General features: G+C 42.8%; 21 protein-coding genes. 16 read left to right on the plus strand and 5 right to left on the minus strand.

Annotation, left to right across the window (positions count from 1 at the left end):
• Positions 1–8: 8 nt before the first annotated feature.
• From ACTNES_RS00470 to ACTNES_RS00490, 5 genes are all read left to right on the plus strand, one after another.
• Positions 9–896 carry a branched-chain amino acid ABC transporter permease gene (locus tag ACTNES_RS00470; RefSeq protein WP_291815534.1) on the plus strand — a complete coding sequence of 296 codons (888 nt, stop codon included), beginning with the start codon at positions 9–11 and terminating at the stop codon, positions 894–896.
• 10 nt (positions 897–906) lie between these two features.
• Positions 907–1,962: a branched-chain amino acid ABC transporter permease gene (locus ACTNES_RS00475; protein WP_291806334.1), complete on the plus strand. Its 1,056-nt coding sequence runs from the start codon at positions 907–909 to the stop codon at positions 1,960–1,962.
• 3 nt (positions 1,963–1,965) lie between these two features.
• Entirely contained in the window at positions 1,966–2,724 is a 759-nt protein-coding gene (locus ACTNES_RS00480) for an ABC transporter ATP-binding protein (protein WP_291806225.1), read from the plus strand.
• Positions 2,725–2,736: 12 nt separating this feature from the next.
• On the plus strand, positions 2,737–3,447 hold the full coding sequence (locus ACTNES_RS00485) for an ABC transporter ATP-binding protein (RefSeq protein ID WP_291806221.1): 711 nt from the start codon (positions 2,737–2,739) through the stop codon (positions 3,445–3,447).
• Between the two features lie 160 nt (positions 3,448–3,607).
• Positions 3,608–4,231, plus strand: coding sequence for an AAA family ATPase (locus ACTNES_RS00490; RefSeq protein WP_291806218.1), 624 nt, complete (start codon positions 3,608–3,610; stop codon positions 4,229–4,231).
• 122 nt (positions 4,232–4,353) lie between these two features.
• Here the strand turns inward: ACTNES_RS00490 and ACTNES_RS00495 are convergent, their stop codons facing one another.
• The 5 genes from ACTNES_RS00495 to ACTNES_RS00515 all read right to left on the minus strand — a co-directional run bounded on the left by ACTNES_RS00495 (position 4,354) and on the right by ACTNES_RS00515 (position 9,147).
• Complete coding sequence (locus tag ACTNES_RS00495; RefSeq protein WP_291806216.1) at positions 4,354–5,673, minus strand: replication-associated recombination protein A; 1,320 nt, start codon at positions 5,671–5,673, stop codon at positions 4,354–4,356.
• 228 nt (positions 5,674–5,901) lie between these two features.
• The gene (locus ACTNES_RS00500) at positions 5,902–6,414 is read right to left on the minus strand and encodes a DUF4364 family protein (protein ID WP_291806215.1); all 513 of its coding nucleotides are present in this window, start codon (positions 6,412–6,414) and stop codon (positions 5,902–5,904) included.
• A 41-nt stretch (positions 6,415–6,455) separates the two neighbouring features.
• Entirely contained in the window at positions 6,456–7,436 is a 981-nt protein-coding gene (locus ACTNES_RS00505) for a TIGR01212 family radical SAM protein (RefSeq protein ID WP_441038245.1), read from the minus strand.
• Entirely contained in the window at positions 7,433–8,185 is a 753-nt protein-coding gene (locus tag ACTNES_RS00510; protein WP_441038246.1) for a YesL family protein, read from the minus strand. The genes ACTNES_RS00505 and ACTNES_RS00510 overlap by 4 nt, the downstream gene beginning before the upstream one ends.
• 245 nt (positions 8,186–8,430) lie before the next feature.
• Positions 8,431–9,147, minus strand: a complete 717-nt coding sequence (locus ACTNES_RS00515) for a polysaccharide deacetylase family protein (protein ID WP_291806206.1) — start codon at positions 9,145–9,147, stop codon at positions 8,431–8,433.
• 197 nt (positions 9,148–9,344) lie between these two features.
• On the opposite strand from ACTNES_RS00515, the gene ACTNES_RS00520 reads away from it, so the two are divergent.
• The 11 genes from ACTNES_RS00520 (at position 9,345) to ACTNES_RS00570 (ending at position 25,817) form a co-directional block, all read left to right on the plus strand.
• Entirely contained in the window at positions 9,345–10,364 is a 1,020-nt protein-coding gene (locus ACTNES_RS00520) for a substrate-binding domain-containing protein (protein ID WP_291806204.1), read from the plus strand.
• 56 nt (positions 10,365–10,420) lie between these two features.
• Positions 10,421–11,836, plus strand: a complete 1,416-nt coding sequence (locus ACTNES_RS00525; RefSeq protein ID WP_300334660.1) for a sensor histidine kinase — start codon at positions 10,421–10,423, stop codon at positions 11,834–11,836.
• Between the two features lie 39 nt (positions 11,837–11,875).
• The gene (locus ACTNES_RS00530; protein WP_291817435.1) at positions 11,876–13,471 is read left to right on the plus strand and encodes a helix-turn-helix domain-containing protein; all 1,596 of its coding nucleotides are present in this window, start codon (positions 11,876–11,878) and stop codon (positions 13,469–13,471) included.
• A gap of 14 nt (positions 13,472–13,485) precedes the next feature.
• A complete protein-coding gene (locus ACTNES_RS00535; RefSeq protein ID WP_291817433.1) occupies positions 13,486–14,574 on the plus strand; it encodes a sugar ABC transporter substrate-binding protein in 1,089 nt (362 codons plus the stop codon).
• A gap of 247 nt (positions 14,575–14,821) precedes the next feature.
• The gene (gene chvE, locus ACTNES_RS00540; protein ID WP_441038280.1) at positions 14,822–15,838 is read left to right on the plus strand and encodes a multiple monosaccharide ABC transporter substrate-binding protein; all 1,017 of its coding nucleotides are present in this window, start codon (positions 14,822–14,824) and stop codon (positions 15,836–15,838) included.
• Positions 15,839–16,009: 171 nt separating this feature from the next.
• Positions 16,010–17,548, plus strand: a complete 1,539-nt coding sequence (gene mmsA, locus ACTNES_RS00545; protein WP_291806191.1) for a multiple monosaccharide ABC transporter ATP-binding protein — start codon at positions 16,010–16,012, stop codon at positions 17,546–17,548.
• 5 nt (positions 17,549–17,553) lie between these two features.
• Positions 17,554–18,726 (plus strand): multiple monosaccharide ABC transporter permease, encoded by a 1,173-nt coding sequence (gene mmsB, locus ACTNES_RS00550; RefSeq protein WP_291817430.1) that lies wholly within the window; start codon positions 17,554–17,556, stop codon positions 18,724–18,726.
• Positions 18,727–19,127: 401 nt separating this feature from the next.
• A complete protein-coding gene (locus ACTNES_RS00555; RefSeq protein ID WP_441038247.1) occupies positions 19,128–19,850 on the plus strand; it encodes a phosphatase in 723 nt (240 codons plus the stop codon).
• A 12-nt stretch (positions 19,851–19,862) separates the two neighbouring features.
• Positions 19,863–21,986 carry a response regulator gene (locus ACTNES_RS00560; RefSeq protein ID WP_320812869.1) on the plus strand — a complete coding sequence of 708 codons (2,124 nt, stop codon included), beginning with the start codon at positions 19,863–19,865 and terminating at the stop codon, positions 21,984–21,986.
• 137 nt (positions 21,987–22,123) lie between these two features.
• Positions 22,124–22,429, plus strand: a complete 306-nt coding sequence (locus tag ACTNES_RS00565; RefSeq protein ID WP_291806183.1) for a YerC/YecD family TrpR-related protein — start codon at positions 22,124–22,126, stop codon at positions 22,427–22,429.
• Between the two features lie 253 nt (positions 22,430–22,682).
• Positions 22,683–25,817 carry a glycoside hydrolase family 2 TIM barrel-domain containing protein gene (locus tag ACTNES_RS00570; protein WP_441038248.1) on the plus strand — a complete coding sequence of 1,045 codons (3,135 nt, stop codon included), beginning with the start codon at positions 22,683–22,685 and terminating at the stop codon, positions 25,815–25,817.
• Positions 25,818–26,028: the final 211 nt, after the last annotated feature.

Here is a 26,028-nt window from a genome sequence, read left to right on the forward strand (position 1 = left end):
AGACTTCTATGAGTAGTTTTATATCATATCTTATCAGTGGTATCAGCCTCGGAAGTGTATATGCGATCATCGCCCTTGGTTATACCATGGTATACGGAATCGCAAAAATGCTGAACTTCGCTCATGGAGATGTTATCATGGTCGGCTCCTATGTGGTTTATGTTGCAGTCAGCGGTATGGGACTGAACCCGATCTTAGCCATTCTGCTGTCCGTTATCATCTGTACACTCATGGGTGTTGTGATCGAAGGCGTTGCCTATCGTCCACTTCGTAATGCAGCTTCACCACTTGCAGTTCTGATCACAGCCATCGGTGTCAGCTACCTGCTTCAGAACGTAGCACTTCTGATCTGGGGTGCAGATACCAAATCATTCAGCAACGTGATCAATTTTCCGTCCCTGAAACTTGCAGGCGGATCTATCGTGATCACAGGTGTAACAATCGTAACGATCATCGGCGGTATTCTGATCATGGCAGGTCTGATGCTCTTCATCAGCAAGACAAAAACAGGACAGGCTATGCTTGCCGTATCTGAGGATAAAGGTGCAGCCCAGTTAATGGGTATCAACGTAAACAAAACAATTTCCATTACTTTCGCAATCGGTTCCGGACTTGCAGCAATCGCAGGTGTGCTTCTCTGCTCTGCATATCCGTCCCTGACACCATATACAGGCGCTATGCCTGGTATCAAGGCATTCGTTGCAGCAGTATTCGGCGGTATCGGATCTATTCCTGGTGCATTTATCGGTGGTATTGTTCTGGGTATCCTGGAAATCTTTGGTAAAGCATATATCTCTTCACAGATGGCAGATGCCATTGTATTCGGTGTTCTGATCGTAGTTCTGGTTGTGAAACCTACCGGTATTCTTGGTAAGAACATTCAGGAGAAAGTGTGAGGTGGCAGACATGGAAAAGAAGAAATTAAACAAAACAACAAAAAGCAATCTCATTACATACGGAATGGTTCTTGCAGCATATCTGATCGTACAGGGACTGATCGCAGGAAATCTGCTTTCCAACCTGATGCAGGGTCTGCTGGTACCTCTTTGTGTATATATTATCCTGGCTCTTTCCCTGAACCTGACAGTTGGTATCCTGGGTGAGTTAAGTCTTGGTCATGCTGGATTTATGTGTATCGGTGCTTTCACCAGTGCAGCATTTACAAAGGCAACCATGGACACATTTACAAATGCAGGGCTTCGTTTTTTTATCGCTCTGATCATCGGAGCTGTATGTGCAGGTATCTTCGGATTCCTGATCGGTATCCCTGTACTTCGTCTGAAAGGTGACTACCTTGCCATCGTAACACTGGCATTTGGTGAGATCATCAAGAACATCATCAACGTACTTTATGTAGGAATCGACAGCAACGGAATCCATTTCTCCATGAAAGATCAGATGTCTCTGGGAATGGAGCCTGATGGAAAAACGATCATCAGTGGTGCCATGGGTATCACAGGTACACCGAGACAGTCAACTTTCACTATAGGTGTAGTTCTCATTCTGGTTACTTTATTCGTAGTTCTGAACCTGATCAATTCCCGTGACGGACGTGCCATCATGGCAATCCGTGACAACCGTATTGCAGCAGAATCTATTGGTATTGATATCACAAAGTACAAACTGAAGGCATTCGCGATCTCAGCAGCATTAGCAGGTATCGGCGGTGTGCTTTATGCTCATAACCTTGCAACTTTAACAGCACTTCCGAAGAACTTTGGTTATAACATGTCCATCATGTTCCTGGTATTCGTAGTTCTTGGCGGTATCGGAAATATGCGCGGCTCTATCATTGCTACGGTCATCCTGAACTTACTTCCGGAGCTGCTTCGTGGACTGAGCGATTATCGTATGCTGTTCTATGCGATTGTACTGATCGTTATGATGCTGATCAACTGGGCGCCTAAGGCAATCGAGATGAGAGAGCGTCTTTTCAGCAGATTTAAGAAGAAGGAGGCATAAGCTATGGCATTGCTTGAAGTAAATCATTTAAATATTTCATTCGGCGGTCTTCATGCAGTGGATGATTTCCATGTCTCCATCGAGAAAGGACAGCTTTATGGTCTGATCGGCCCGAACGGTGCAGGTAAGACTACAATCTTCAACCTTCTGACTGGTGTGTACAAACCGGACGAAGGAATTATCAGTCTGGACGGCCAGGATATCACCGGCAAGAAGACCATCGATATTAACAAGGCGGGAATCGCCAGAACTTTCCAGAATATTCGTCTGTTTCATCAGATGAGTGTACTGGATAATGTAAAAGCAGGACTTCACAATCACGATAAATACAGCCTTTTCACAAGTATTGTACATACTCCGAAATACTTCAAAGTAGAAAAAGAGATGAACGAAGAAGCTATGAAGCTTCTGAAAGTATTTGACCTTGATAAAGAGGCAGACATTCTTGCATCCAACCTGCCTTATGGTAAGCAGAGAAAGCTGGAGATCGCCAGAGCACTGGCAACCAGACCAAAGCTTCTGCTTCTGGATGAGCCGGCTGCAGGTATGAATCCTAATGAAACTGAGGAACTGATGGATACCATCCGTTTCGTTCGCGATAACTTTGATATGACCATTCTTCTGATCGAGCATGATATGAAGCTGGTTTCCGGTATCTGCGAGGAGCTGACTGTACTGAACTTTGGTCATGTTCTGAGACAGGGAAAGACTTCCGACGTACTTCATGATCCGGAAGTTATCAAGGCATATCTTGGAGAATAGGAGGAGAGACAGATGGCATTACTGGAAGTACAGGATATACAGGTTTATTATGGAATGATTCAGGCACTGAAAGGTGTTTCTTTCTCTGTAAATGAGGGCGAGGTTATCGCCCTGATCGGTGCTAACGGCGCAGGTAAGACAACTACTCTGCATACAGTGACCGGACTTCTCCGAGCGAAATCAGGACATATTATTTATAACGGTGAGGATATCACCAAGGTTCCGGCACATAAGATCGTAACTATGGGTATGGCACATGTTCCGGAAGGAAGACGTGTATTTGCCAACATGACTGTTCTTCAGAATCTGAAAATGGGTGCATTTACCAGATCTGACAAGAATGAGATTGAATCTACCATTGAGATGATCTATAAACGTTTTCCGCGTCTGAAAGAACGTCAGAACCAGACTGCAGGTACCTTAAGTGGTGGTGAGCAGCAGATGCTTGCCATGGGACGTGCGCTGATGAGCCAGCCGAAGATCATCCTGATGGATGAGCCGTCCATGGGTCTTTCACCGATCTTCGTTAATGAAATCTTTGATATCATTAAGTCAGTCAGTGAGAGTGGCACAACGGTTCTGCTGGTTGAGCAGAATGCGAAGAAAGCTCTTTCCATCGCAGATAGAGCTTATGTTCTTGAAACTGGAAGAATTACACTGGAAGGTAAGGCAAGTGATCTGCTTCATGATGAGTCTGTTCAGAAGGCTTATCTTGGAGAGTAAGAAAGGTTACTGGTTATCGTTCATTTCATTCTCAGTAGTTAAGAAAGAACTTAACTGTAAAGTGTTTTTGTGTTAGAATAATCATATAGAATTATAGAGATATCAGGGTCAAAAGGGAAGTATTTTGGCCCTGATACTGCATATGGCAAGGAGGGATTTTATGGAGAATTTTGTAATTACCATTGCGAGACAGTATGGAAGCGGCGGACGTACCGTCGGTAAGATGCTGGCAGAGAAACTGGGAGTTTCTTTCTATGACAAGCAGATCATTCAGATGGCTTCTGATGAGAGCGGGATTGATGTGAAGCTTTTTGGACAGGTAGAGGAGGGTTCCAGTGTGAAGCCGTCTCTGTTTAATAAGACTGGATTATATAAGGGGGAACTGATCACACCAGATCAGAAGGGATTTGTTTCTGATGAGAATATTTTTAATTATCAAGCGAAGGTTGTAACGGATCTGGCTGAGAAGGAGTCCTGTGTGATCGTTGGACGTTGTGTGAACTATATATTTAAGGACAGACAGAATACTCTGAGAGTGTTTGTTCATGCACCGTGGGATTTCCGTATGGAGCAATCACGGGAGAAGATCAGTGGAAGTGATGAGGAGATTGAGAAGTTTCTTCATAAAGATGATAAGCGGAAGCAGGACTATTATCGGAAATTTGCCGGTGGGGACTGGAGTGATGCGACGAATTATGACTTGTGTCTGAATGCAGGTAAATTAGGATTTGAGAAATGTGTAGAGGCGATTCTGGCGCAGATGGAAGTTATGGGAATTAAATAATAGTTTTATGAAAGGCAGTCTCTTTTGAAGAGGCTGCTTTTTTGAATAAGGGAAGCACTGAAAAATAGTTTATTGATAAGATGAAATATCCCCGGCAGATTTTATTTAGCCGAGGATGTTTGTTAAATGTTGTTTTTGATTTTGTTTTGGTATTCTTTGAGTGTTTTTTCGTAGCCCATATCGCTTAGTTCGTAGAAGTGTTCTCCCTGGATTTCGGTTGGGAGGTATTGCTGGTCTACGTAGTGGTTTGGGTAGTCGTGGGCGTATTTGTAGCCGATGCCGTGGCCCAGTTTCTCATGGCCGCCGTAGTGGGCATCCTGAAGGTGGGACGGGACGGTGGTTTTGGTGCGTTTAACGGAGTCCATGGCAGCGAAGATAGCATTAACTGAGGAATTACTCTTAGGGGCGCAGGCCATGTAGGTGACTGCCTGAGAGAGGATAATCTGCGCTTCAGGCATTCCAACACGTTCTACTGCCTGTGCAGCTGCGACTGCTACGCAGAGGGCCTGAGGATCAGCATTTCCGATGTCTTCGGAGGCGAGGATCATGATTCGCCTTGCAATGAATTTGACGTCTTCTCCGGCGTAGAGCATTTTTGCCAGGTAGTAGACAGCTGCGTCAGGGTCGGAGCCTCGCATGCTTTTGATGAAGGCGGAGATGATGTCGTAGTGGTTGTCTCCGTTTTTGTCGTAGCGGACAACTCGTTTCTGGATGCACTGGGAAGCGACGTCCAGGGTGATGTGGATGAGTCCGTCTTCGCTTCGTGGGGTGGTGAGAATGCCCAGTTCTATTGCGTTAAGGGCGTTTCTGGCGTCACCGCCTGCCATGTCTGCAAGAAAGTCCAGGGCGTCTTCGTCTATCTGGGCTTTGTAATTTCCCATTCCTTTGGTCTTATCGTTGACTGCGCGGAGAATGAGTTCTTTGACTTCGGAAATCTCCAGAGATTTCAGTTCGAAGATGATAGAGCGGGAGATTAAAGCGGCGTTGACCTCGAAGTATGGGTTTTCAGTGGTTGCTCCGATGAGAATAATGGTTCCGTCTTCCACAAATGGAAGGAGATAGTCCTGTTGGCCTTTGTTGAAGCGGTGAATCTCGTCGATGAAAAGGATAGTCTTCTTACCGTACATGCCGAGGTTCTGCTGGGCTTCTTTGACAACGGCTTCCATGTCTTTTTTGCCGGCTACGGTGGCGTTGATCTGGGTGAATTCAGCGCTGGTAGTATTGGCGATAACTTTTGCCAGAGTAGTCTTTCCGGTTCCCGGAGGACCGTAGAAGATGACAGAGGTCAGTTTATCTGCTTTGATAGCTCTGTATAATAAGGTATTTTTTCCGATGATGTGCTGCTGACCAACAACTTCATCGAGCGTGGTAGGACGCAGTCTGGATGCAAGAGGGGATTCCTGATCCAGAGTTTTCGATTTTGCATATTCAAATAAATCCATGATTTTTCTCCATAAAAATTGAATATTAGTGATATGTTTTGTGAGTAATGATATAAGAACATATATTTGCTATAGTATAACGTATCCTGGAAATTTTGTAAAGATTGCAGGTTTTAACCAAACTGCGGAGCAGTTATTTGGTGTAGAGTTACGTAGCGAAGCGGATGCTTTTATCCGCTTGACTGAGATTGGACATCGATATGAGAAAGGCTATAAAAAGGAGAAGCTTTATAAAAGCTCCTCCATAATCTTTCCATATATTTCCTGATAGTGTGTAGACCATTTCTGGCAGATTGATTTTGCAGCGTCCAGATTTGGGGCGGCAATGTTCAGATCAATCAGGGAATGTCCTTTTTCAATCAACTGACATCTTACAGAATAGGTGCCCTGTTTGGTGATGTAATAATCTGCAGGGGTAACAATTCGTTCCTGGGCTTTAAATCCTGTGGATTTTAGGTACTCTCTGACCTCTTGCTTGATTTCAGGAGAGACATCTTTCTGAAAAAAGGCAAGGGTTTTTTTGCCATCCTCGGTAATTCGGTAATGGGAGGTGTTGGAACGGGTATCCATGGTGATCAGTTCAGCTTCCACAAGCTCAGAAATTGCCTGCTGAAGATGGAAATAATTTGTATATTCCCGATCCAGGATGAACTCTGAAATCTGAGAGTTAGTCAGAGTATCCTCTGTATTCTGAAGCATGTATAACACGATTAATTTGTAAATAGTGAATGGTGTTGACAATTAGTTACCTCCTTTGCATGAAGTTGCAGAGAATAGTCTTTTTATACGTTTGAGTTAATTATAACTGCTTTTTCCTCACAGTCAATGAGATTCTGTTTACAGATAAAATACTTTCCCTGAAAACTTTCTTCTTCTTTCATTCTGTGATGCAGCATATTTAATACTTCACGTTTCCGGCTTGCCCAGAGTGGTGCGATCAGCAGATCTTTTGGACCATCACCGGTAATACGGTGAATAACGATATCCGGGCGCAGATGTTCGAGACATTTGATCAGAAGTGAAAGATATTCATCTCTTTCATAAGTCCGGAACATTCCCCTCTCATAATCCGCAGACAGATCTGTGCCTCGCAGGACATGAAGAAGTTGAAGCTTGATTCCCTGAATATCCATCTGATTCAAATATTCCATAGTCTTAAGGATATCGTCTGTACTCTCTCCCGGCAGTCCGAGAATCGTGTGTATGATGACTTCAATGCCTTCTTTTCGCAGACGTTGAACGGCATCATCAAAAACAGAAAGCCGATATCCTCTGCGGATATACTGAGCAGTGGATTCGTGAATCGTCTGAAGTCCAAGCTCCACCCATACAGGCTTCTGTTTATTAAGCCTGGACAAAAGTGCCACGATTTCCGGACTGAGGCAATCCGGTCTGGTGCCGATGGAAAGTGCGACAATCTTAGGATGTGAGATTGCTTCTGTAAAAATTTTCTCCAGGTATTCTACAGGAGCGTAGGTATTTGTATATGCCTGAAAATATGCGATATATTTATGAATTGGTCTTTTCTGTGAAAGAATACTGATCTGGCTTTCAATCTGATTTGTGATGGAAAGTGCTGCATCAGCAGCGAAATCACCGCTGCCTCCTGCACTGCAGAAGATGCAGCCACGGGTTCCAATCTTACCGTCTCTGTTTGGACAGGTCATTCCGCCATTTAAAGTTACTTTGTATACTTTTTCACCGAAACGTTCTCTCAACATATAGTCGAGGGAATGGTACGGCTTTTCACCCCATTTTCTCATACGTTATGAGCTGAGTCTGATGAAGTGCTGTCAACAGATGTTGTTTTCGAAAGTACATTTTCAGCAGTAGCAGCAGTTTCGGCGGAAATGCTTTCTGGACAGTCTGTTTCTGTATCATTTTCCTTCGGAATATAATTGTCGAAGATTTTTACCAGAAAATGTCCATTGATAAATGCCTCCAGTGCAAAGCCCAACAGAATCAGAAGCATGATCATGATAGACTGAACACGGAAATTCTGGATCAAAAATACGGCAGCAGGTGCTGCTGTGATGACAGCCATCAGGATAGTGTATGGGAGGTGACGGATCGCCATCAGGAGTGCGTTTCGGAATGTGTTTTTGATCGAATTATAAAATTTGGCAAGTACCGGATAGATGTAAAGAAAAACTATCAGATACAGAAAAGCAAAGGCAATAAGAAGAATATACAGTACCTTTGACATAGAACCGGTCATATTTGTGACGATGTTCAGGTCAACATAAAGAACTGCGCCGACAGCAAGCATGATCAGATTGATGATCGTCGCCTGTCTGAAATTCTGTTTAAATGATTTGAAGAAACTTCTGACAATGTATGATTCCTCGTTGCGGGCCATTTTCAGGGTGACATAGTGAAGTGCAGTCAGTGATGCACCGATGGTTACGACTGGAAGACAACAGATCAGGAAGACGATATTAAGGATCATAAGGTCTGCCACATGTCCCATGACGGTAAAGAATTTGTTGTCCATGTTAAATAATTTGTCCATTCTTTTGAATTCTCCTTTTATTGTATGGTGTGCTGCGCAGCAGTAATTCAGAATGTTACTGTTTCCTTTATGTGTCCTTCAGCATCGATAATTATTTCTGACAGGCTGGGGAGCGGTGTTCTGATATAAGCAGACAGTAACTTTAAGTGAATTGCCGGTATAAACTGTGAACGGTCTTGCCACGGAAAATCTGCACAAGGTTTATATATTAGTATAACGAATCGGGTGGGAAAAAGCAAACCTTTTTATGTAACCAGAAGCTGGTCTGCAGTGACGAAAACATAACCTTTTTGACTGAAGAGGTCAGCAATCTGCAAGGCAGCATCTACAGAGGTCTGGTAACCGTCATGCATAAGGATAATGGAATCATCATGGACTTCTTTCTCCGCAATAGAGAGGATACAGCTGACATTCTGGCTTTTCCAGTCAAGAGTGTCCACATCCCAGAATACGGGCAGCATATCCACGGATAATTCCATATCTTTGATCCATGCACCGAAAGGTGGGCGTACGTAAGAAGGGTAGACCCCTGTGGCTTCATAGATCCGGTTATTGGTTTTTTCAATTTCCATACGTGCTTTCTGTGCTGGAATTTTATTCAGTTGTACATGATCCCAGGTATGATTGCCAATCAGGTGACCGTCTGTTTGCATTTGCTGAAGGATATCTTCGTTTCCTTCGATATTCTCCCCGATTACAAAAAAAGAAGCCTGGATATTCCGCTCACGCAGACCATCCAGAAGCAGTGGGGTGTATCTGGCATTGGGACCATCGTCAAAGGTCAGTGCGATCCTTGGGGACTCCAGAGCTTCGGAGTCTGCAGGAATGGAGGACTGTTTCAACAGAGAAAGCATCCCTGGTCCTGCAAGTTCTGTAAAAATCTGTATTCGTCTGTCTGTATCAGAAAAGAGGAGAAATAAAAGGGTAAATAGTACAGCTGAAAACGTGAGGATTTGTTTCATAATTAAAATACTCCTTATGAACAGTAACTGATTATGCAAGACCACATTACATTATATGAAAAAAACAAAGCAAAACATACCGATTTATTGTATAATAGATAAGACATTCAACAGATCTTTTACAGACAAACTGTTGATTGGACGAAAGCAGTAATGTGGATGAAGAAAGTCCACTGAAATAAGACAGGGAGAAAAAGATGAAAAAGAAACATACAAATCTGATCGTCTTTCTGGTACTGGCAGGGATACTGGTCGTTTTTTATATGACAGGAGAATCTTATTATGAAGGCCTGACAGGCAAAAGCAGCCAGGAAAAAGAAAGCACTGAAGTATACCAATATAAATATGACATGATCGTAGACGGACCGGATTCTCCGTTCTGGCAGGCTGTTTACAATTGTGCTCAGGAATGGGCACAGCAGAATGATGCGATCCTTGAATTAAAAGGAAGCGGCAAGGAGAGCAGCTATAATAAACTGGATTACATGAACATGAGTATTGCATCCAATGCAAATGGGATCATTCTTCAGTACAGCGGAGAGCAGGGGCTGGAGTCGAAAATCAATGAAGCTGTTCAGAAAGGAATCCCGGTTGTTACAGTAATGAGTGATGCGGTTCGCAGTAAACGACAGAGTTTCGTAGGGGTAAGTGATTACCAGCTTGGAAGTGCTTATGGGGAAAAAGTTGCCGAATATGTGACAAAAGATACCAAAAGTATTCTAATCCTGCTGAAACGAAACATTGATGACATGAATCAGAGTCAGATTTATACACAGATCAGTAATGCAGCTCAGGCAAAAGCAGATTCTGCGGACAGCATTCAGATAACGGGAAAGAATCTTCTGTCAACAGGAACCTTTGAGACGGAGGAAGCGGTAACAGACATTTTTCAGCAAAAAGACAAGATACCGGACATTCTGGTATGCATGGATGAAGAAACCACAGAGTGTGCAAGACAGGCAGTGCTGGACTTTAATTTGGCGGGGAAAGTTACGATTATCGGCTACTACAGCTCCGAGGATATCCTTACAGCAGTGGAAAAAGGTGTGATTTCCGTTACCTGCGATGTGGACACGGATCAGCTGGGCAGGTACAGTATTGAGGCACTTACAGAATATCAGAAAGAGGGAAGAACAAATTCCTATTATAATGTAGATATTAATTTTCTGGATAAGAAAGCAGTATGTGAAATGAGAAAGGAGGAGCGGACACAGTGAAACAGATACGCTGGAAATACCTTTCTCTGGTCAGCAAGATTGTTATAGAAGTGGGAATGATCGCAATTCTTTTATTTGCCATGAATATGATCTTTTATGTGCGGATCAATAATTCCATGCAAAAGCTGGACAATGTTTATGCCAGCAATGCAGAACTTACAGAGCTTTCCCAGATATTTGAAAAAGTACAGGATAACATGTACGATTATCTAAAAGTAAAAAGCTCTCAGGTGTTGCTGGACTATTATCAGAATGAAGCAAAATACAGAAATCAGCTGGAGAAACTGAATGAAGAGAATATCAATGATTCAGTGAAACTTCTGGAGCGTAATATCAGAAAGATGTCGGAAACTTATCTGGATTATACGGCAGAGACCGTAGCTGCCAAACGAGGCAGAAATGTAGAGAAATATAAACGGAAATATGATGAAGCAACGAAACTTTACGGATATATTCAGAGTTCTATTGATGAACTGAACAATCTGATGTTTCAGGAGAATTCCAGCACCTATTCTGTACTTCGCGCAGTGATGCGCTATCTGGAGATCAGTAATACGATCATTATGTTTGTGATTGTAGCAGGTGGAATGATTCTTCTGATCCTGGCGACCAGAAAAATGTTTGTTTCTCTTTCCAACATGGCAGAGACAGCACAGTTGGTAGGTCAGGGAAATTTCCGGGTAAAAATGCATGATACCGATGCACAGGATGAGCTTGGAATGGTGACCAGAGCGTTTAATACAATGGTGGAGAATCTGGATCTGTATATGGCGAGAACAAAAGCCAGTATGGAGAAGGAGCAGCAGATGATGGAGAGAGAGCTTCTTATGGAGAATCATCTGAAAGAAGCACAGCTGAAATATCTGCAGTCCCAGATCAATCCGCATTTTCTTTTTAATTCTCTGAACGCAGGAGCACAGCTTGCCATGATGGAGGATGCCGAGCAGACGGGAATTTTTGTAGAAAAAATGGCAGATTTTTTCCGCTATAATGTCAAAAAGGGGCAAGAGGATGCGACTCTCGGTGAGGAACTGGAAGCAGTCGACAATTATATTTATATTCTGAATGTCCGCTTTGCCGGAGATATTCATTTCAGCAAAGATGTGGATGAATCTCTGGAGAATGTCAGAGTTCCGAGCATGATCCTGCAGCCTGTTGTGGAGAATGCGGTAAATCATGGAATCCGCGATATCGAATGGGAGGGGAAAATCCATCTCACAGTTACGGGAGACGCAGATTATATCCGAATCAGTGTAAAGGATAACGGAAAAGGAATGACACCTGAGCAGATAGAAGGCGTTCTGACCGGAAATAAGAAATATAAGAAGGAAGAGGGCGACTCTACAGGAATTGGTATGAACAATGTGATCAGCCGTCTGGAACTGTATTATGAGGAAACAGGGCTTGTGGAGATTAACAGCGAAGGAGAAGGAAAAGGAACGGAAGTTGTGATTTATATACCAGTAAATTAACCGGATCAGGTAAGCTGAGAATATATGGGGAGAAGAGCAATGTACAGAATTTTGTTGGCAGATGACGAAGGTATTATGCTGGAATCATTAAAGAAGATTATTGAGTCTGAATATGGAAATGAATGTGAAATCCATTGTGCAAAGTCAGGAAGAGCGGTAGTGGAGACTGCACAGGCATATCCGCCGGATATCTGTTTTATGGATATTCAGATGCCGGGGATCAGCGGAATACAGGCAATCAGAGAGATTAAGAAGTTTAACAGCTCGGCTGTTTTTGTGATCATTACGGCATATGACAAATTTAACTATGCGAAAGAAGCAGTCAGTTTAGGAGTTGAAGAATTTCTGACCAAACCTGTAAATAAAAAAGTGATCCTGGAAACCTGTGCGAAAATGATGGCAAAAGTGGATCAGACACGCCAGAAGAGGAGTGATGATCTCCGCATCAGGGAGAAGCTGGAGACAGTCGTGCCGATGATTGAAAGTGGGTATATCAATAATATCCTCCTGCAGGATGATTTTGTTACTTATCAGGATAATTATACAGAACTTCTCGATATCCATGAGAAATATGGATATATGATGGTGGTGGAATTTGGTGATTCGCTGGAGAACGGAGTACTGAGCAATGCAGTGGGAGCTAGCGTGAAAGCAAACAAATTCTATTCCACTTTCCGTGAGATCGCACAGGATTTCTTTGAATGTCTGGTAGGTCCGATCATGGGAAACAGGATCGTACTGCTGGTTCCATATGAAAATGCGAGAGAAGATTATGAAGAACGTGTTGCCATTGTCACAAGAGCCAGAAATATGGTACATAAATTCGAAAACAGGATTGACAGTATATTCCGCTGCGGAATCGGCAGAGTCAAAGATCTGGGAAGTGTGAAAGAGTCTTTCCAGGAAGCTGTGGTTGCGCTCAGAGAAAGTACCAGCCATGTGGTGCATATAGAGGATGTACCTGTGGCACAGAAATACGATGGTGAATATCCAAGAGATCTGGAGAGCAGATATCAGAAACGTATTCTGGAGAAAGATGTAGCAGGGGCACTGAACTGTGCAAATGGTTTCATCGAATGGATGAAAGGGCAGGCAGCAGTTGACAGAGAGGATGCAGAGATTAAGATTCTTGAACTCGTAATGGATGCGGAGCGAAGGGCTTTCTTTGCGGGAACCATGAAATATAATATCAATGACAGACGCAGTTATATCAGGGAACTTCAGGCATGTCCGGATATGGAGAGCTTGCGTAATTGGTTTCTGGATAAAACAAGAGAAATCTGCACAAAGATGGAGGATTCCAAAGAGAAAGAGGCAGTCAGCGTAATTGACAGGGCAAAGGCATATATTGATGAGAATTTCCGCAAAGATATTTCTCTGGATGATGTTTCCAGAGAGGTAGATATCAGTCCATACTATTTCAGCAAACTGTTTAAGCAGGAGACAGGCAAAAATTTTATTGAGCATCTGACAGAAATCCGTCTGAAAAATGCCAGAAATCTTCTTCAGAATTCGCAGCTTTCCATTAAAGAGATATGCGCAGAATCCGGATATAGTGACCCGAATTATTTCAGCAGGATATTTAAGAAATATGAAGGTATTACACCAAGTGAGTTCAGGGAGAGATTAGGTTGATGAGGGGACATAGAATGGAAAAGAATGACAGAATTAAGAAATTGGTGCTGGGGATACTGGTACTCTGTGTGGGAATGGTATTTCTGGCAGGATGCGGTTCTGTGCAGGAAAAGGATTCAGCAGAGACAGAAGAAACAGCATCAGCAGGAAAAGAAGAGCACAAAATTCAGATAGGACTTACGGTGGATTCTTTTGTTATTGAAAGATGGATTCGAGACAGAGATGTGTTTGTGGCAACTGCCAGGGAACTTGGGGCAGATGTCAATGTGCAGGATGCAGGTGCGGATGCAGAAGAACAGATCAGTCAGATTGAGTACTTTATCAGTAAGCAGGTGGATGTGATCGTTGTGATCGCTAGAGACTGCGGTGTGCTTTCCGATGTAGTCCAGAAAGCACAGAATGCCGGAATCCCTGTAATCTCCTATGACAGAATGATCAATAATGCAAACACAGATTTCTACATTTCCTTTGATAACAGGAAGGTTGGAGAAATCATGGCGCAGGCGCTGATCGATGCAATTCCGCAGGGCGGTGACATTTTTATGATCCAGGGTTCCTCGTCAGACAATAATGTCAAAATGCTTAAAGAGGGGTTTGACGATACACTTGAAGATACAAACCTGAATGTGGTTTACGAGGCAAACTGTGATGGATGGACTGCAGAGCTGGCAGTGGGATATGTGGAAGAAGCACTGGAAAAATATCCGCATGTGAAAGGGATCATGTGCGGAAACGATGACATTGCCAGCCAGGTGGTGCAGGTTCTTGCCGAGAATCAGCTGGCGGGAAATGTAGTTGTTATCGGTCAAGATGGCGATCTGGCAGCCTGTCAGCGTATTGTAGAAGGAACACAGTATATGACTGCTTTTAAATCTATTGAAGATCTGGCAAGGGAGGCAGCAAAATATGCGGTTGAGATCGGAAGCGGCAGAGAGGCTTCTGAACTGAAGGGAGTCACTGAGAAAGTGAATGATGGAACCTACGATATTCCGTCCAAGGTTCTGGATCCTATTGCTGTGACAAGAGAGAATATTGATGAGGTGATCATAGACGGAGGATTCCACCGCAGAGATGAAGTGTATCTGAATGCGGAGTATAATTAGTAATTAGCACATATTGGATTTTTCAGACTACATACTAGCACAATTTTGTGACAAAAATGTCCTGTTGCATACAGGGCATTTTTTATTTTGCCCGAAATGTCTTGTTTCTTGCCAACCATGTCCAGATATCCTTATGCTATAGTAACATCATCAAGAAAACGTGAACAACGTAAAAAAGAAACGGAGGATTTTTACAATGAGAAAGAAAGTCGTATCAGCAATTCTTTGTGCATCAATGGTAGCAGGAATGGTAGTTATCCCGGGTGTAGCTGTTAAAGCGGATGACAAAAAAGTAATCGGTGTTACAATGCCTACCAAAGACCTTCAGAGATGGAATCAGGACGGCGAGAACATGAAGAAAGAGCTGGAAGCAGCAGGCTACGAAGTAGACCTTCAGTATGCATCTAATGACGTAAGCACACAGGTTTCACAGCTTGAGAACCAGGTAGCTAACGGATGTGACCTTCTGGTTGTAGCATCTATCGACGGAAGCAGCCTTGGCGAGCCACTGAAACAGGCAAAAGAAGCAGGAATCCCGGTTATCTCTTATGACCGTCTGCTTATGAACTCAGATGCAGTTACATACTATGCAACATTCGATAACTACAAAGTAGGCCAGAAACAGGGCGAATACTTAGTAGATGCACTTGATCTTGACAATCAGGACGGACCGTTCAACATCGAGCTGTTCACAGGTGATCCTGGTGATAACAACTGTAACTTCTTCTTCGGCGGAGCAATGGATGTACTTCAGAAATACATCGACGAAGGCAAACTGGTAGTTAAATCCGGACAGACAGAGTTCGAGCAGGTTGCAACTGCTAACTGGGACAGTGCAAAAGCTCAGGACAGAATGGATACAATCATCGCTGGTAACTACTCTGACGGAACAAACCTTGACGCAGTTCTCTGCTCCAATGACTCTACAGCACTTGGTGTAGAAAACGCACTTGCAGCTTCTTACACAGGAGAATATCCGATCATTACTGGTCAGGACTGCGATACACCAAACGTTAAGAACCTTGTAGCTGGAAAACAGGCTATGTCCGTATTCAAAGATACACGTGCTCTTGCATCTGCAGTAGTTGACATGGTTGACGCTATCATGAACGGTGAAGAACCAGAGATCAATGATACAGAATCCTATGACAACGGCACAGGCATTATCCCGACATACCTTTGCGACCCGGTTGTTGTAACAATTGACAACTACAAAGAAATGCTGATTGATTCCGGATATTACACAGAGGATCAGATTCAGTAATAAGAATGAACAAACTGTACAGGCGGGCGCAGTTCCCGCCTGTATTAATCAGTAATAAGTATTTATTTAACAGGAAAAATGATCTTAGAGAAAATCTATCTTGGAGGAAATTTCCGTTTCTTTCCAAGACGTACTTAAATGCTTTGTTATGGAAAAGGAGGGAAATAGAAATTGGCTAAGATACTTTTGGAAATGAAGAATATCACCAAAACTTTCCCGGGTGTTAAGGCACTGGACAACGTAAATCTTCAGGTAGAAGAAGGCGAGATCCACGCATTGGTAGGTGAGAACGGTGCCGGAAAATCTACCCTGATGAATGTATTAAGTGGTATTTATCCGTATGGAAGTTATGACGGCAACATTATTTATAATGGAGAAATCTGTAAATTCAATACAATCAAAGACAGTGAAGAAAAAGGAATTGTAATCATTCACCAGGAACTCGCGCTGATCCCATATATGACTATTGGCGAGAATATGTACCTGGGTAATGAAAGAGGTAAATCCTTCTCCATCAACTGGAATGAAACTTATGGAGAAGCAGATAAATATTTGAAAATAGTAGGACTGGAGGAATCCTCCAGAACTTTGATCAAGGATATTGGTGTAGGTAAGCAGCAGCTGGTAGAAATTGCGAAAGCACTGGCAAAACATGCGAAACTTCTGATCCTGGATGAGCCGACCGCATCTCTGAATGAAGATGACTCTCAGGCATTGCTGGATCTGCTGCTGAAATTTAAAGAACAGGGAATGACATCTATCATCATTTCCCACAAATTAAATGAAATTTCTTATGTTGCGGATAAGATCACAGTTATCCGTGATGGTTCTACCATCGAGACTCTGGACAAGAAAGTAGATGACTTCTCAGAGCAGCGTATCATTCAGGGTATGGTTGGCCGTGAGATGACAGACCGATTCCCGAAACGTCCGAATGTAAAAGTCGGAGATGTTTCCATGGAAGTTAAGAACTGGACTGTTTATCATCCACTGTACTCAGAACGTAAAGTAGTAGACAATGTATCATTTAAGATTCATAAAGGCGAAGTAGTTGGTATTTCCGGACTGATGGGTGCAGGACGTACAGAGCTTGCCATGAGTATCTTCGGAAAGAGCTATGGAACCAAGATTTCCGGTCAGATCTTTATGAATGGAAAAGAAGTGAAGCTGAATACTGTACAGGAAGCAATTGATAATAAACTTGCTTATGTTACAGAGGACAGAAAAGGAAACGGACTGATCCTTTCCAAATCCATCAAAATGAATACTTCTCTGGCAAACATGAAGGGTATCAGTAATGGACAGGTGATCGATGCAGATAAAGAATATGCGATAGCCGAAGAGTACAGAAAGAAACTGAAAACAAAATGTCCATCTGTTGAACAGAATGTAGGTAACTTAAGTGGTGGTAACCAGCAGAAAGTCCTTCTTGCGAAATGGATGTTCGCAGAACCGGATATTCTGATCCTGGATGAGCCTACCCGTGGTATCGACGTAGGTGCAAAGTACGAAATTTACTGTATTATCAACGATCTGGTTGCGGCAGGTAAATCCGTCATCATGATTTCTTCTGAACTTCCGGAAGTACTGGGAATGTCAGACAGAATCTATATCATGAATGAAGGTAAGTTCGTAGGTGAAGTCAGCAAAGAAGAGGCAACATCCGAACTGATCATGTCCAAGATCGTAAAATCAGGAAAAGGAGCGTAAAGAAGATGGAGAAAAAGCTTAGTTTTTCAGAAGTATTAAAGAAATATACCATGGTGATCGTTTTGGTTCTGGTAGTCATCATGTTTACAGCAAACACCAAAGGTGTTATGCTTCTGCCACAGAACGTAAATAACCTTGTAGCTCAGAACGCATATGTATTTATCCTTGCAACTGGTATGTTGTTCTGTATCTTAACCGGTGGTAACATCGACCTTTCTGTTGGTTCTGTTGTATGTTTCGTTGCAGCAGTCGGCGGTAAGATGATGGTTCTCAATAGCATGAATCCATATCTTACAATGCTTGTTATGCTGATCACAGGTATTGCGATCGGTGCATGGCAGGGATTCTGGATCGCTTATGTACGAATCCCACCGTTTATCGTAACTCTGGCAGGTATGCTTGCATTCCGTGGTTTATCAAACGTAGTTCTTCAGGGACAGACACTGGCTCCAATGCCTGATTCTTACCTGGCACTGTTTAACAACTACATTCCTGATTTCTTTGGCAAAGAAGGATTTAATGTTACATGTTTCGCAGTTGGTATCATCGTTTGTGTAGTTTATGTTTTACTTTTACTCAAAAACCGTGCAGACCGTGCGAAAAAAGGCTACAGTGTAGAAGCTTTCGGCGGTGCAGCAATTAAGATGGTTCTGATCTGTGCAGTTATTCTTGCATTTATGTTCCGTCTTGCACAGTACAAAGGTATTCCGAACTCTCTGGTTTGGGTAGCAGTTATTATCGCAATCTATACATACATTGCTTCTAAGACAACTACTGGACGTTATTTCTATGCAGTTGGTGGTAATGAGAAAGCAACTAAACTTTCCGGTATCAATACAAACAGAGTTTATTTCCTGGCTTACTTAAATATGGGTCTTCTGGCAGCTATCGCCGGTATGGTTACTATGGCTCGTCTGAATTCCGCTAACCCACAGGCTGGTACAAACTTCGAGATGGATGCGATCGGTTCCTGTTTCATTGGTGGTGCTTCTGCTTATGGTGGAACTGGTACTGTTCCTGGAGTTATTATTGGTGCTCTTTTGATGGGTGTTCTGAACTTAGGTATGAGTATTATGGGTATTGACCAGAATATTCAGAAGGTTGTTAAGGGTCTTGTTCTTCTGGCAGCGGTTATCTTCGATGTTGTAAGTAAGAGAAAATCCTTTATCGTAAAATAAAAATTTTGTATTCCTCCTTGAAATGGAAAATTTTGACAGGGCTTGCAGAAAAAGTGCAGGCTCTGTTTTTTTGAATTAAGGGACGCATATAAAAATATTCTCTTTCTCGTGCGGTTTCGGACACTAAGATATTCTAAGCTGCCAAAAATCTGCTAAAAGCATGAGTAAAATGACACAAACTCGCCTACGGCTCAGACAGTGTGTCATTTTACTCATAACGCAGATTTTTGCCGACTAAGAATATCTAAGTATCCTGCAAATGCAAGAGAAAGAGAATATTTTTATATGCTGTTTATTAAACAGTGTAAATTCTTTTTTATTTGTGTAAATTTACTTGGAAATGTTGGGGGATGGAAGTATAATGTGAGGGAAAGATTTTACGATATGAGGAGAATTTAATTATGAAGTATAATTCAGTATTAGATTTACATACACATACAATAGCCAGCGGTCATGCATATTGCTCATTGAGAGAGATGGCGAAGGCTGCTTCAGATAAAGGACTGGAACTTCTTGGGATTACGGAGCATGCGCCGAGTATGCCGGGGACCTGTCATAAGTTTTATTTTCATAATCTTAAGGTTGTGCCGAGAAAGATGTACGGGATTCAGTTGCTGCTTGGATCGGAGGTAAATATTCTGGATGCGCAGGGAACAGTGGACTTGGGACAGCATACGCTTTCAACTATGGATGTGGTAATTGCAAGTCTGCATACTCCGTGTATGAAGCCGGCGTCTAAGCTGGAGAATACGGAAGCCTATCTGAATACGATGAAGAATCCATATGTGAATATCATTGGCCATCCGGATGACGGCAGATATGAGATTGATTATGAGGCGTTGGTTCAGGGAGCGAAGGAGCATGGCAAGGTTCTGGAACTGAACAATCATTCCATGGATCCTGACTGTACCCGTGAGAATGCAGTAGAGAATGATACAGTGATGCTGAAGCTCTGCATGAAATATCAGGTTCCGGTTGTGATGGACAGTGATGCACATTTTGACTTGCTGATCGGGGAATTTGATATGGCGAGAGAGCTTCTTACGAAGCTGGATTTTCCGGAGGAACTGGTACTGAACCGTTCAGTGGATGCGATCAGGAAATATGTGAACCGTAAGTTCTAGTGAGGATTTTTGATGCGTAAAAGAGAAAAAACAAATCCGAAAAGCATAAAACGCGGGACAGTAGTCGTATTTCTTATTACGCTTGTTATTGTTATGGGAGTTACCTGGCTGCTCAATGAGAACCAGGTGAAGCGTGAGAAGCTTAAAGCGACTTATACAGCAGAGTCAACAGTAAGCCGTGTAGAGTCCCAGCTGAGCAAATATCTGGCAGAGTCAGATCTGGTGAAACGTGTCCTTGAGAAAGGGTACGATATAGATAGTGAGCAGTTCGATACGCTTGCAGGTCTGATGCAGGAGAATGAAGAGGTGATAGAGGCCAGGGAACTGGCGAAGGATGGTGTTGTAAGTCAGATTTATCCGATGGAAGGCAATGAAGCTGCCATGGGACTGGATATGCTGCGGCATCCGGACCGAAAGAAAGAAGCAAATCTGGCAAAGGAGAGCGGTAAATATACCATAGCCGGACCGTATGAGCTGATGCAGGGCGGAACGGGGGCACTGCTTTTTGACCCGGTTTATGTGACAGATGATGATGGAGAAAAGAAGTTCTGGGGATTTTCCATTCTGGTTATGAACTGGGATAATTTTATCCAACAGGTAGAACTGGATAAGCTGGAAGACGCAGGATATGCTTATCAGATTTGGAAGAAAGACCTGTATACAGGTGAGAAAATCGTGATCGATGAGAGCAAAAGTCAGAGATTTGGAAGTTCGCTGGAAGTGGCGTGCTCAGTACCAAATGATACCTGGTATTTCGAAATCGTACCGGTAAATGGCTGGATTTCGGCTGCTCAGAGTATATTTGCGGTTATTATTGCTTTTGCAGTGGCGATACTGATGTTTGTCGGCTACTGGCAGTACAGTATGAGACAGTATAAAGATGTGCTTCATGAAGAAGAACTGGAGAAGTCAGTAAGGGAAGCACAGATGGCAAATGAGGCGAAAACACGTTTCCTTTTCAACATGAGCCACGATATCCGTACACCGATGAATGCGATCATAGGATTTGCGGATCTGCTGGAGAAACATCTGGATGACAGAGATAAGGCTGAGAATTATATAGGCAAGATCAAACATTCCAGTTCATTTTTGCTATCTCTGATCAATTATGTTCTGGAGATGGCAAGGATTGAGAGTGGAAAGGCGACGCTGAGGACAGAGGTAGGAAATATTGAGGAACTGACGACTGCCCTGAGTGATGTCTTTGAGCCGTCCATCGAGGAGAAGAATCTGGATTACGTATGTGAAACAGACATTGAGCACACGTATGTGCATTGTGACAGAACGAAACTCAGGGAAATCCTGCTGAATGTGATCAGTAATTCCATCAAGTATACGCCGGAGGGTGGAAAGGTTACTGTCAGAATTACGGAAGAGGGGATTTCCGAGAGGGCAGCAGAGAAACTTGCAGAGGATCACAGGGCTTATGCAAATGAAGGTGTTGCTCATTTTAAATTTGTAATAGAAGATACAGGTATCGGTATGAGTGAGGAATATCTGCCGCATATTTTTGAGGAATTTACCCGTGAGCATACCAGTACAGAGAGTAAGGTAGTCGGAACTGGTCTGGGACTTCCAATCGTGAAAGCTCTGGTTGATCTGATGGGTGGCACCATTGAGGTTACCAGCAAGACAGGAGTAGGGACAAAGACCGTGATCCTTCTGCCATTTGCTATTGCCGGAGAAGAACAGCAGGGGACAGAAGAGAAACAGGAGAACATCAGTGAACTACATCATTTGAAAGGACGACGGGTTCTGCTGGCAGAGGATAATGAACTGAATGCAGAGATCACAGTTACTTTGCTGGAAGAGGAAGGCATGAAAGTGGAATGGGCACAGGATGGTGTCAAATGTCTGGAACTTTTGCAGAAGATGCCTAAGGATTACTATGATCTGATCCTGATGGATATTCAGATGCCGAATATGAACGGCTATGAGGCTACGAGAAGAATCCGTGCTCTGTCCGGTACACGCAGTGCGATCCCAATCGTAGCAATGACTGCCAATGCTTTTGAGGAAGACAAAAAGAATGCATATCAGGCAGGAATGAATGGATATCTGTCGAAACCGATTGATCCGCAGAAGGTATTTGCGACTCTTGGAGAGGTTCTTTTGGCAAAATCCGAAAATCTCTGATTTCTTTACAGTTAAACGCTTGCTTCTTATGTTTTAACGTGGTAAAATATCACTGTTGGAAACAAAATACGGACATTATAAAGACATATGTCCGTCCAGTGAAGAATTGAAGAACAGAGTTCTAAAGGAGCAGGAAAATGAGTAAAAAGATCAGAACAGAGGCTGTGGATCAGCTTTTTGAAGCGATCCTTTGCCTGAAGGATAAAGAAGAATGCTATACTTTCTTTGAGGATGTATGCACAATCAATGAACTTCTTTCCTTATCACAGCGTTTTGAGGTTGCCAAGATGCTGATGGACAAGAGAACCTATCTGGACATTTCTGAGAAGACCGGAGCTTCCACTGCAACGATCAGTCGTGTGAATCGTTCATTAAATTATGGAAACGATGGTTATGAGATGGTATTCTCCAGGATGGAAGAGAAGGAAGCTAAGAGCGAATAAGATACAGATGATGAAAGGACAGGTGAGATTCACCTGTCCTTTTTTAATAACCTTACGTAACATCATAATATATGACAGAAAATCAATTGTAAGAAAGAATAGGGAATGATATAATCTGCCATGACAGAAAAATTGTTTTTATTTGTGCCATGCAGGCGCGAAAACAGAAAGTATATGACTGAATTCGTAAACTATACAGGTATATACAGTGTTACACTAAAAGAACAGTATAAGATAAAACAGGAGGAACAATATGCAGGCATTTGATTATTCGAAGGTAAAAGATCCGCAGTATTTCTGCGAGAACCGAATGGAAGCTCATTCAGATCACGTAAATTATAGAGATGTAAAAGAAATGCGGACTGCTATGCAGGAAGGAGCAGATACTTCTTTCCGACAGAGTCTGAATGGTTTATGGAAATTCCATTATGCCCGTAATTACAGAAGTACAATCCAGGGATTTGAGAAAGAGGATTACTGTTGTTATGACTGGGATGACATTCATGTACCGGCACATATTCAGATGGAAGGATATGATGCACCTCAGTATGCAAATGTCCAGTATCCGTGGGAAGGACATGAGGAAATTAACCCAGGTGAGATTCCGGATCGTTTTAATCCGGTGGCAAGTTATGTGAAATATTTTACAGTGTCGGAACAGATGAAAGGAAAACGACTGTTTATCTCTTTCCAGGGAGCAGAGAGCGGACTTGCGTTGTGGCTGAACGGAACATTCATTGGTTACAGCGAAGACTCTTTTACACCATCAGAGTTCGAATTAACTGATTATGTAAAAGAAGGTCAGAACAAGCTTGCAGCACAGGTATTCAAATGGACTTCCAGCAGCTGGTGTGAAGATCAGGACTTCTTCCGTTTCTCCGGAATTTACAGAGACGTATATCTCTACACAGTACCGGATACTCATGCCTATGATCTTCAGATCCGGGCCATTCCGGAAGAGAATCTGGATGTGGCAGATCTGGAAGTGAAAGTGAAAACATGGGGAAAGGGAAGTATCGTTTTCAGACTTGAAAAAGATGGAGAATGTGTACTGGAAGAAAGAAAAGTACTCATGGAAACTGGCTCTGAAACAGAAAATACGTCAGAGAATGTTCAGGAAGTTTATGTGCAGAAAACAAGATGCAGTAAAACGGTAGAACATAATTTTGCATGGAAAATTAATGATCCGAAATTATGGAGTGCAGAGGATCCGCAGCTCTATGATTTTACAATTGAACTTTATGACGAAGCAGGAACTCTTCAGGAAGTGATTCCGCAGAAAGTAGGTTTCCGCCGTTTCGAGATGAAGAACGGAATTATGACTTTGAATGGAAAACGTATCGTGTTCAAGGGAGTAAACCGTCATGAATTCAGCTCTGTCAGCGGCAGACATGTTTCAGAAGAGGAACTTCGTAAAGACCTCCGCACGATGAAACAGAACAACATCAATGCAATCCGTACCTGTCATTATCCGGATGCTTCGCTGATCTATCAGCTCTGCGATGAATATGGCATTTATATGATTGATGAGACAAATCTGGAATCTCATGGTTCCTGGGATGTGGCAGAGATCACAAAGGATTATACATACATTGTCCCGCACAACAAACCAGAGTGGCTTGATATGATGCTTGACCGTGCAAACTCCATGTATCAGAGAGACAAGAATCATCCGGCAATCCTGATCTGGTCCTGTGGAAACGAATCTTTTGGAGGCAAAGACATTTATGAAATGTCTCAGCTTTTCCGTAAGAACGACCCGACTCGTCTGGTACATTATGAGGGACTTTTCCATGATCGCAGCTATAATGATACCAGCGATATGGAAAGCCAGATGTATCCGTCAGTAGAAGCGATTAAGGAATTCCTTGCAAAAGATGACAGCAAGCCGTTTATCTGCTGTGAATATACTCACGCGATGGGAAATTCCTGCGGTGCCATGCACAAATATACAGATCTGACAGACATGGAACCGAAATATCAGGGCGGATTTATCTGGGATTATATTGACCAGTCTATTTACAAAAAAGACCGCTATGGAAAAGAATTCCAGGCATATGGCGGCGATTTTGGAGAACGCCCGACAGACTATAACTTCAGTGGTAATGGAATTGCATATGGCGGTGACCGCGAAGCTTCTCCGAAGATGCAGGAAGTGAAATTTAACTATCAGAATATCACAGCAGAGGTAACTGCTGATACTGTAAAAGTTATTAACAAGAACCTTTTTGTGAACACAGATACTTTCGATTGTAAAGTAACACTTGCAAAGAACGGAAAAGTAATCCGCACAGAGACTCTGGAAACAGCAGTAGAGCCGTTAAGTGAAAAAGAATACAAACTTCCATTTGGAAAAGCAGAAGTAGCGGGGGAATATGCAGTCACCGTTTCTTTTCATTTGAAAGAGGAAAAAGTATGGGCACCTGCAGGTCATGAGATTGCATTTGGACAGTATGTATATCAGGTTGAAGAAACTGTTGCAGCAAAACTTCCTCAGAAGCCACAGATCATCCGAAGCACACACAATATCGGTGTCCGCGGAGAGCATTTTGAGGTGATGTTTTCCGTTCTCAATGGCGGTCTTGTTTCCTACAAATACGCAGGCAAAGAGATGCTCGAAACTATCCCGAAACCAAACTTCTGGCGTGCACCTACAGACAATGACTGTGGAAATCTCATGCAGATGCGCTACGCACAGTGGAAAATTGCCAGTATGTATTTAAGCCACAAAGAATACAGAAAAGGTGCATATGGTCCATCCAATTTACCACAGGCAGAAGAAACAGAAACTTCTGTAAAAATAACATTCACCTATCTGATGCCAACCACACCAGCCAGTGAATGCCAGCTCACCTACGAAGTATTCGGAGATGGAAAAGTAAAAACAACGTTAACTTATGATCCTGTAAAAGAACTCGGTGATATGCCGGAATTTGGCGTAATCTTCAAATTCAACGCAGACTATGACCATGTACAGTGGTACGGACGGGGCGAAGCCGAAACCTATGCAGACCGCAAAAAAGGTGCAAAACTCGGCATTTACCAGAACCTTGTTGAGGATAACGTGGCAAAATACATGGTTCCGCAGGAATGCGGTGCAAAAGAAGAAGTACGCTGGGCGTCCATCACAGACCGTAAAGGCAGAGGAATCCTCTTTGAGATGGACAAAGAACCAATGATGTTCTCTGCACTTCCATATACTCCGCACGAGATGGAAAACGCCATGCACCCATACGAACTCCCGCAGATCCACTACACTGTGATCCGTGTAGCCAAAGGCCAGATGGGAATCGGCGGCGACGACAGCTGGGGCGCATACACCCATCCGGAATATCTGCTGAATGCAGAAGGAAAGATGGAATTTTCCTTTAGTTTTAAAGGAATATAATAAAATGTGATTAATGAAAAGTCGTTTTCAGTTAAAAAACTGGGAATGGCTTTTTCTTTTTTTATAAAAAGATTATAAACTTATAGGAAATACTGGAAAAACAGACCATATTGTGCTAATATCAACTTAAGCATTTTATTTCTATTATCTGTTCAGGTATAAAAGCCTGTCTATATGCATTTCTGCCATTCAGGCAATCAGCAGGAAATCT

It is taken from the genome of Blautia sp. HCP3S3_D9, assembly GCF_052063845.1.
In the GTDB taxonomy this organism is placed as follows: domain Bacteria; phylum Bacillota; class Clostridia; order Lachnospirales; family Lachnospiraceae; genus Blautia_A.